Below are 7,711 nucleotides of genomic sequence, written 5' to 3'. Positions count from 1 at the left end.
AAAAGCCGATCTTCAGCCTTTGATGTTGGCGGAATCGATCCACCCGATATTACCGTCATTCCGACGATAAACGATATTCAATTGTTCACTTCCCGGGTTTCTGAACAGAAGAACCGGGTCGTCAGTCATGTCGAGAGCCATAACTGCGGAAGCGACGGACATGGTCCGAAGTTTCTTGGTGCTCTCGGCAACGATCGTCGGCGCATAGTCCTCGGGAAGTTCCTCGTGATCCTCGTCGACGGAATCCATAACCGTGTAGGCGACCTCGATCGACGGGTTCTGTGCTTCTCCCGCGTGATGATCCTTCAGCTTGCGCTTGTAGCGGCGCAGGCGCTTCTCGACGCGCTCGAAGGCGGTGTCAAAAGCCACTTGCGGATCATTGGCCTCACCTGCTGCATGCAGGTTTGCGCCGGTATCGAGATGCACCAGGCAATCTGCCGCGAAGCGCGACTGCGACTTCGAGACGACCACTTGCCCGGAATACCCTCCGTCGAAGTATTTGGTAACCGCATCCTGGATTCGATCTTCGATCCGCTGCCGGAACGTTTCGCCGATTTCCATCTGCTTGCCGGATACACGCACACTCATGGAGTTTCCCTTCTTATGATTGGTTGCGTATCCATTTTACGCCAAGCGACGGCCGCGTCCAAGCTTTTCGAACGGTTAGGTTAGTCTGTGCCTTCGTTTGTCGGGCGTCGTCGAAGGATCTGTCCTTCGGTTGACAGTGTGCGCTGTCGATTGCGGCGCGCTTCTAGCCGCCCACGGGGAAAGAGTCAATCTCCTGTTAATCTTTAAGGCGGGAAGGGGGCCGTCAGCCGGCCGAAACCTTGGCCATGGCGCGCTTCTCGCGACGTCTCTGGACGGAAGAAGCGATGTTCATCGACTCGCGATATTTGGCGACTGTGCGCCGGGCGAGATCGACGCCTGATGATTTCAGCTGGTCGACGATATCGTCGTCGGAGAGAACCGCTTCAGGGCTTTCCTTCTCGATCAATGCGCGGATCCTGTGGCGCACGGCTTCCGCTGAATGGCTGTCGCCGCCTTCCGCCGAGGCGATCGACACGCTGAAGAAGTATTTGAGTTCGAACAGCCCGCGGGGCGTGAGCATGTATTTGTTCGTCGTCACGCGGCTGACGGTCGATTCGTGCATCTTTATGGCATCGGCGACCGTTTTCAGGTTCAGCGGCCGCAGATGATCGACGCCGTGGTCGAGGAAGGCGGACTGCTGGCGCACGATCTCGGCTGCGACCTTGGTGATCGTTCGCGCGCGCTGGTCGAGGCTGCGCGTGAGCCAGTTGGCGTTCTGCAGGCACTCCGACATGAAGGCCTGGTCGGGAGCGTCCTTGGACGCCTTCGGGCGCCCAACGGCGGCCATGTAGCTGTGGTTCACAAGCACGCGCGGAAGCGCATCCGGATTGAGTTCGACCTGCCAGCCTCCAAGCCCGTCGGGACGTACGACGATATCGGGCGTCACGGATTCGCTGACCGCATGCTCAAAGCTGCTGCCCGGCTTCGGATTGAGCTTGCGGATCTCCGACAGCATGTCGACGAGATCTTCCTCGTCGACGCCGCAGATCTTCTTCAGCGTGGCGAAGTCGCGCTTTGCAAGCAATTCGAGATTGTTTATGAGACCTGCCATCGCCGGATCATACCGATCACGTTGACGCAGCTGGATCGCCAGGCATTCGCTGAGGCTGCGCGCAAAGACCCCGGCGGGCTCGAGCGTCTGCAGGGTCGCAAGAACCGCCTCGACATCCGCGCCGCTCAGACCGAGGCGAGACGCCACCTCGTCGAGATCTGCGCGCAGATAGCCCGCTTCATCCAGATGGTCGATCAGCACGGAGGCGAGCAATTGATCCGAGGCCGAAGAGAGTGCGAAGGGGACTTGCTGGTTCAGGTGGTCCCTGAGGCTGACCTGACCGGCAACGAAATCGTCGAGGTCATAGCCCTCGCTTCCGTCACCGGACTGACCGGGCATGGATTTCCATTGCCCAAGCAGCTCCGGCGCATCGGGCCGCTGCGTGGAGCCTTCGTCGGCAAAGGCGGTATCGTAATTCGTATCGAGCCTGTCGTTCAGCCGCTCGCTCGCACCGTTCTCATACCAATCGCTGTCGAGCGATGGGGAGGCGCCAGCCTCGTCTGCAGCGGCCTGGTTTTCCTGCGTCGTATTGCTGTGGCGATCGGCATTGTCAGGCATTTCGCCGCCCAAATCACCATCATCTGCCGCCATTTCGAGCAGCGGATTCCGCTCCACTTCCTGCGCAATGAACTGCATCAGTTCGAGGTGAGTCATCTGCAACAGCTGAATCGACTGCATCAGCTGGGGAGTCATCACCAGGGACTGGCTTTGTCGCAGGAACAGATTGGCGGATAAGGCCATGGCGGACGTTCGACTCCCCTACATTTCCCCGCAATCCCGCCTTTTATGGCGGGAAATTCCACTTGGCCCAAAAATTGCTTTTTATTTTGTTTTGGTCAAGCCGTGGGAATGGTGAGGCGGTCTTTTCTTCAAAGATCCGTCAGAGGCTGAACTGTTCGCCGAGATAGAGGCGACGCACATCGGCATTGTTGACGATGTCGTTGGCCCGGCCATGGGTGAGCACTTCACCGGCATGGATGATATAGGCGCGGTCGATCAGGCCGAGCGTTTCACGCACATTGTGGTCGGTGATGAGAACGCCGATGCCGCGTGCCGTCAGATGTCGCACGAGGTTCTGGATGTCGGAGACCGAGATTGGATCGACGCCCGCAAAGGGTTCGTCCAGCAGCATGAATGTCGGATCGGTCGCAAGGGCACGTGCGATTTCCAGACGTCGGCGTTCACCGCCGGAAAGCGCGACAGCCGGCGACTTCCTCAGTTTCTCGATGTGGAATTCGGCGAGCAATTCGTCGAGCTTCTCTTCGCGCTTGCGCTTCTCGGAGACATGGACCTCAAGCACTGCGCGAATGTTCTCTTCCACCGTCAGGCCGCGAAAGATCGACGCTTCTTGCGGCAGATAGCCGACGCCGAGACGGGCGCGCCGATACATCGGCATGGAGGTGACGTCGTTGCCGTTGATTGAGATGGTGCCGGCATCGACCGGAACGAGGCCCGTGATCATGTAGAAACAGGTCGTCTTGCCCGCCCCATTGGGCCCGAGCAGCCCGACGGCTTCGCCGCGGCGGACCACCAGCGAAGCACCGTTGACGACGCGGCGCGAATTGTAGGTCTTCGTCAGTCCATGCGCGATCAGTGTGCCTTCATAGCGCGACTTGTCGCCCGGCAGGCCGGTCGGGTTCGCCGCCTTCTTGGGCTGCTTCGTCCTGGAGAAAAATGGAATGTGCACGTTCAAGCGAACCCGTCAGTTGCTCTGCTGGGACTTGGGGTCGAGCTGAATCTGAACGCGCCGACCACAGCTGTCGAGCTTGGCCTGGCCGGAATTCATCTGGACGGTGAGTTTGCAGCCGACAAAGACGTTCTGCCCTTCGGAAAGCACGACGCGCTCGCCTTCGAGTACGAAGACCTGCTGCGCCATGTCGAAATACCCCGTATCGGCAGTCGCCTGCTGCGTGCCGGATGACAGGAATACCTTCTGGGCCACGTCGATCTTCTCGATATCGGCATTGCCCTGGGTCACCGTCTGGCCCTCGCCGCGATAGTGAACGACCATGGTCCCGGCCTGCAGCGTCGTCGTGCCCTGCACAACCTTCACATTGCCGGTGAAGAAGGCCTTCTTTTCCTGCTCGCGGATCTCCAGCTGATCGCTTTCAATCTGAATGGGTTGATCGTTGGACAGCTTCAGACCGTTCATCTGGCTGTTCGTCGTCTGTGCCGCCGATGGTCCGGCAATTAGACCTGCCGAAACCAGAAGGAAGCCAGCAAAGGAAAACTTGGCGAAGGTGCTGTGAATCATGGCTGGGCGGCTTCCGTGGACCGATTGCTTTGAATGGCGGACGGCTCGATGTTCAACTTGACACTGCCCGCGAAGATCATGGTTCGCCCCTTATCCTTCATCTCGAGCGAGTTCGCAACAATCGACGCGCCTTTGGTCTGGATGGCGACAGGATCATTTGTCTTCATCGTGCCACCGGCAATATCGAGATTGGCGGAATTGAACTGCGCGTCGATGCCGCTGCTGAGATTGAGGGTGAACGGCTTGTCGAGGTTGAGGGTGTTCGCGCCACGGTCAAAGATGCCGCTCGAGGCGACAACGCGGGCGATGATCTTGTCGTTGACCGGCACGGCAGCGGCAATGGTCTCGAGCGCTATGATATTGGGATTCTTGATGTCCTGCAGCGCTCGCTCAGCGCGCATCGAATAGCGCACGCCCTCGTCGTTGCGGCCCGCGATCGCAGGCTTTTCCATCACGACCTTACCGTCTTCTATAGTGGCGGACTCGATCTGCAATTCGTCGGGCATCAGGCTGCGCACGAAGGAAACCGCAACGAATGCCAGCGTGATGGCCAGTGCGACGACAGGTAGAAGGAAGCGCAGACGCCGGACGCGACGCGAATGGCTGACCGCCCGCCGATAGGCATCGGCTTCGGATCGGCGCTCCAGCGGCGGCAGGCCTTCATGTGTCGCTTCCAGCATTCCCTAGGATCCGTAATATTGTGGCGGTGGCCGTCAGCAAGCCGCCTGTTCGTCGTTTCGCATGTCCGTTCGGCCTTGCCAATATGGATTATGGCAGACTTGTTACAAGAAAGCGCCACACAAGCCATGCAGCACGCGGAGGGTGAAAATGTGACCCTCGCGATCACGATATTGCGTGTGACGCTCGTCATATCTCTCGCAAAGCCGGCAATTTATGGTTAAGTTGTTCCTTGACTGAGCTTTTTTGCTTTGGCAACGTTATCGCCGCTCAACGTCACAATAGAAATTTCAGGGGGTCCGCGTGATAAAGTCGGAATTGGTGCAGATCGTCGCGGCCCGCAATCCGCATCTCTATCATCGCGATGTCGAGAATATCGTCAATGCGGTTCTGGACGAAATCACTGATGCGCTGGCCGCCGGCAATCGCGTGGAGCTCCGCGGCTTTGGTGCCTTTTCCGTCAAGAACCGTCCCTCGCGCTCGGGGCGCAATCCGCGTACAGGTGAAACCGTGTTTGTCGAGGAGAAATGGGTTCCGTTCTTCAAGACGGGCAAGGAACTGCGCGAGCGCCTCAACCCGGGCATGGGTGACGAGGACGACGAATAAGCGCTTTTCGCGTTGAAAATTCCGCCCCTGTCCTTAACTTGAGCCCAAAGAGGTGATGCATTCACCTCGGAGTGAACAGGGAGTTGTCCAGATGATCCGGAAAGTCGTGAGCCTCGTGGTGTTTCTGCCCCTCGGTGTGCTGCTCATCGTTCTGGCTGTGGCCAATCGCGGCGTTGTCAGTCTCGCGCTCAACCCCTTCAATCCCGCGGATCAGGCTCTGTCTGTCTCCGCACCCTTCTTCGTCTTCCTCATTCTTGCGGTCATGCTCGGTGTGCTCCTTGGTTCCGTTGTGACCTGGTTCACCCAGGGCAAACATCGCAAGAAGGCGCGCAGCCAGTCGCGTGAGGCGCAGCAATGGCAGGCCGAGGCCGATCGCCAGAAGACAAGGGCCGAACAGATTGCCGGTTCGACGCTGCCCCAACTCGGCGCCAAGTGACATCAGGTCATTCGGTCTCGCGGCAAATTTCCTTTCCGCGCCGGGCCGGCAATGCTATGGGCTGGCGCAAACGAACACGACCCACGGATCATTGACGTGAAGAACAAGGAACGTCGCCCCGGCGCCAAGCCATTCCCGGGAGCGAAGGCGAAAGCCAGTGGCGACACACGGCCCGGATCAGCGAAGCCGTACCCGTCGAAGGGCAGGGACGATCGCCCGGCCCGCCCGCCGCGCCGTGATGCCGAGGCACCAAAGCCAAAGCCACAGCCGCAATCGCCCGATGTGACGGCCGAACCCGCCCGCGCCCTGACGATCCGCAACGGTGACCGCCCGGCCGAGCGCGTGCCGCTGATCCTCGAATCCTCAGGCGCGGGCGATTTCCACCTGATCGACAGCGGCGACGGTTTGAAGCTTGAGCAATACGGCCCTTATCGCATCGTTCGCCCCGAAGCCCAGGCGCTGTGGCCGAAGGCTTTACCCACCCATGTCTGGGATAAGGCCGACGCTGTCTTCACCGGCGATACCGACGAAGACGGCATGGGCCGCTGGCGCTTCCAGCGTGAAGCACTCGGCGAAACCTGGCCGCTCTCCCTGCTCGGCGTCGATTTCCACGGTCGCTTCACCGCCTTCCGCCATGTCGGCGTCTTCCCGGAGCAGATCGCCCATTGGAGCTGGATGAAAGAGAAGATCGAGGCAGCCGACAGGCCGCTGAAGGTCCTGAACCTCTTTGGTTACACCGGCGTCGCCTCGCTGGTGGCCGCCGCTGCGGGCGCCGAAGTCACCCATGTCGACGCCTCCAAGAAGGCGATCGGCTGGGCCCGCGAGAACCAGTCGCTGAGCCGCCTCGACAAGGCGCCGATCCGCTGGATCTGCGAGGACGCGATGAAGTTCATTTTGCGCGAGGAACGGCGCGGTCATCGCTACGACATCATTCTCACCGACCCGCCGAAATTCGGCCGTGGCCCGAACGGTGAAGTCTGGCAGCTCTTCGACCATCTGCCGCTGATGCTCGACATATGCCGCGAACTACTGGCGCCCAAGGCCGTCGGGCTTGTTCTGACCGCCTATTCGATCCGTGCCAGCTTCTACTCGATCCACGAGCTGATGCGGGAAACCATGCGCGGCAAGGGCGGCCTTGTCGAGTCAGGCGAGCTCGTCATCCGCGAGGCCGGTCTCGACGGCAAGACGCCGGGTCGTGCGCTCTCCACCTCTCTCTTCAGCCGCTGGGTGCCGAAATGACCGATGATTATCGCCAGGACGGCCCGCGCCGCGTCGGTCAGGTCAAGGAGGTCACCAGCCTCGCCAATCCCATCATCAAGGACATCAAGGCGCTTTCCCAGAAGAAGAGCCGCGACGAAAGCCGCACCTTCCTTGCTGAAGGCCTGAAGCTTGTCATCGACGCGCTCGATCGCGGCTGGACCATCCGCACGCTCGTCTATGCCAAGGCCGGCAAGGGTAAGCCGCTGGTCGAAAAGGTCGCCGCACGCACGGTGGCATCAGGCGGCCTCGTGCTGGAAGTCAGCGAAAAGGTCATGTCTTCCATCACCCGGCGTGACAATCCGCAGATGGTCGCCGCTGTCTTCGAACAGCGCTGGACGCCGCTCAAGGACATTCAGCCGAAGGGCTCGGAAACCTGGATCGCACTCGACCGTGTCCGCGACCCCGGAAATCTCGGCACAATTATCCGAACCGCCGACGCGGCCGGCGCCGCAGGCGTCATCCTGGTCGGCGATTGCACCGATCCCTTTTCGATGGAAACCGTGCGCGCCACCATGGGCTCGATGTTCGCCCTGCCGCTGGTGAAGACCACGCCCGCTGATTTCCTCAAGTGGAAGAAATCCGTGGACGCCCGCCTCGTCGCCACACATCTGGCCGGCGCGGTCGATTACCGCACCATTGATTACAAGTCGAAGCCGGTCATCTTGATGATGGGCAACGAACAATCAGGTCTGCCGGATGAACTGGCTCATGCCGCAGACAAGCTCGCCCGCATTCCCCAGGTCGGCATGGCCGACAGCCTGAACCTTGCAGTCGCCACCGGCGTCATGCTGTTCGAGGTCCGCCGCCATCTGCTCGCCCTCGACGGAGCCAAGTGACG

The 7,711-nt window shown here is 60.3% G+C and carries 9 protein-coding genes; 4 read left to right on the top strand and 5 right to left on the bottom strand.

From position 1 onward, the window contains the following. Nucleotides 1-12: 12 nt before the first annotated feature. The 5 genes from raiA to lptC form a co-directional block, all read right to left on the bottom strand. Nucleotides 13-588 (bottom strand): ribosome-associated translation inhibitor RaiA, encoded by a 576-nt coding sequence (raiA, locus tag IP85_RS08090; RefSeq protein ID WP_054149161.1) that lies wholly within the window; start codon nt 586-588, stop codon nt 13-15. Between the two features lie 223 nt (nt 589-811). Beyond that, nucleotides 812-2,380, bottom strand: a complete 1,569-nt coding sequence (gene rpoN, locus IP85_RS08085; protein ID WP_054149160.1) for an RNA polymerase factor sigma-54 — start codon at nt 2,378-2,380, stop codon at nt 812-814. A 139-nt stretch (nt 2,381-2,519) separates the two neighbouring features. Beyond that, complete coding sequence (gene lptB / locus IP85_RS08080; protein WP_054149174.1) at nt 2,520-3,266, bottom strand: LPS export ABC transporter ATP-binding protein; 747 nt, start codon at nt 3,264-3,266, stop codon at nt 2,520-2,522. A 75-nt stretch (nt 3,267-3,341) separates the two neighbouring features. Further along, on the bottom strand, nt 3,342-3,893 hold the full coding sequence (locus IP85_RS08075; RefSeq protein WP_054149159.1) for an LptA/OstA family protein: 552 nt from the start codon (nt 3,891-3,893) through the stop codon (nt 3,342-3,344). Beyond that, nucleotides 3,890-4,573 (bottom strand): LPS export ABC transporter periplasmic protein LptC, encoded by a 684-nt coding sequence (lptC, locus tag IP85_RS08070; RefSeq protein ID WP_054149158.1) that lies wholly within the window; start codon nt 4,571-4,573, stop codon nt 3,890-3,892. The genes IP85_RS08075 and lptC overlap by 4 nt, the downstream gene beginning before the upstream one ends. Before the next feature lie 301 nt (nt 4,574-4,874). On the opposite strand from lptC, the gene IP85_RS08065 reads away from it, so the two are divergent. The 4 genes from IP85_RS08065 (at nt 4,875) to IP85_RS08050 (ending at nt 7,709) form a co-directional block, all read left to right on the top strand. Then, nucleotides 4,875-5,177 (top strand): integration host factor subunit beta, encoded by a 303-nt coding sequence (locus IP85_RS08065; RefSeq protein WP_054149157.1) that lies wholly within the window; start codon nt 4,875-4,877, stop codon nt 5,175-5,177. 91 nt (nt 5,178-5,268) lie between these two features. Next, entirely contained in the window at nt 5,269-5,613 is a 345-nt protein-coding gene (locus IP85_RS08060; protein ID WP_054149156.1) for a LapA family protein, read from the top strand. Between the two features lie 96 nt (nt 5,614-5,709). Then, nucleotides 5,710-6,852, top strand: a complete 1,143-nt coding sequence (locus IP85_RS08055) for a class I SAM-dependent methyltransferase (RefSeq protein WP_156322778.1) — start codon at nt 5,710-5,712, stop codon at nt 6,850-6,852. After that, a complete protein-coding gene (locus IP85_RS08050; protein ID WP_054149154.1) occupies nt 6,849-7,709 on the top strand; it encodes an RNA methyltransferase in 861 nt (286 codons plus the stop codon). The genes IP85_RS08055 and IP85_RS08050 overlap by 4 nt, the downstream gene beginning before the upstream one ends. The last annotated feature ends 2 nt before the right edge of the window (nt 7,710-7,711 follow it).

The sequence above is a fragment of the Rhizobium sp. AAP116 genome (assembly GCF_001295785.1).
Classification (GTDB): Bacteria; Pseudomonadota; Alphaproteobacteria; order Rhizobiales; family Rhizobiaceae; genus Allorhizobium.
The sequence above is the reverse complement of the archived record's forward strand: the minus strand, read 5'-3'. Positions and strand labels throughout refer to the sequence as shown.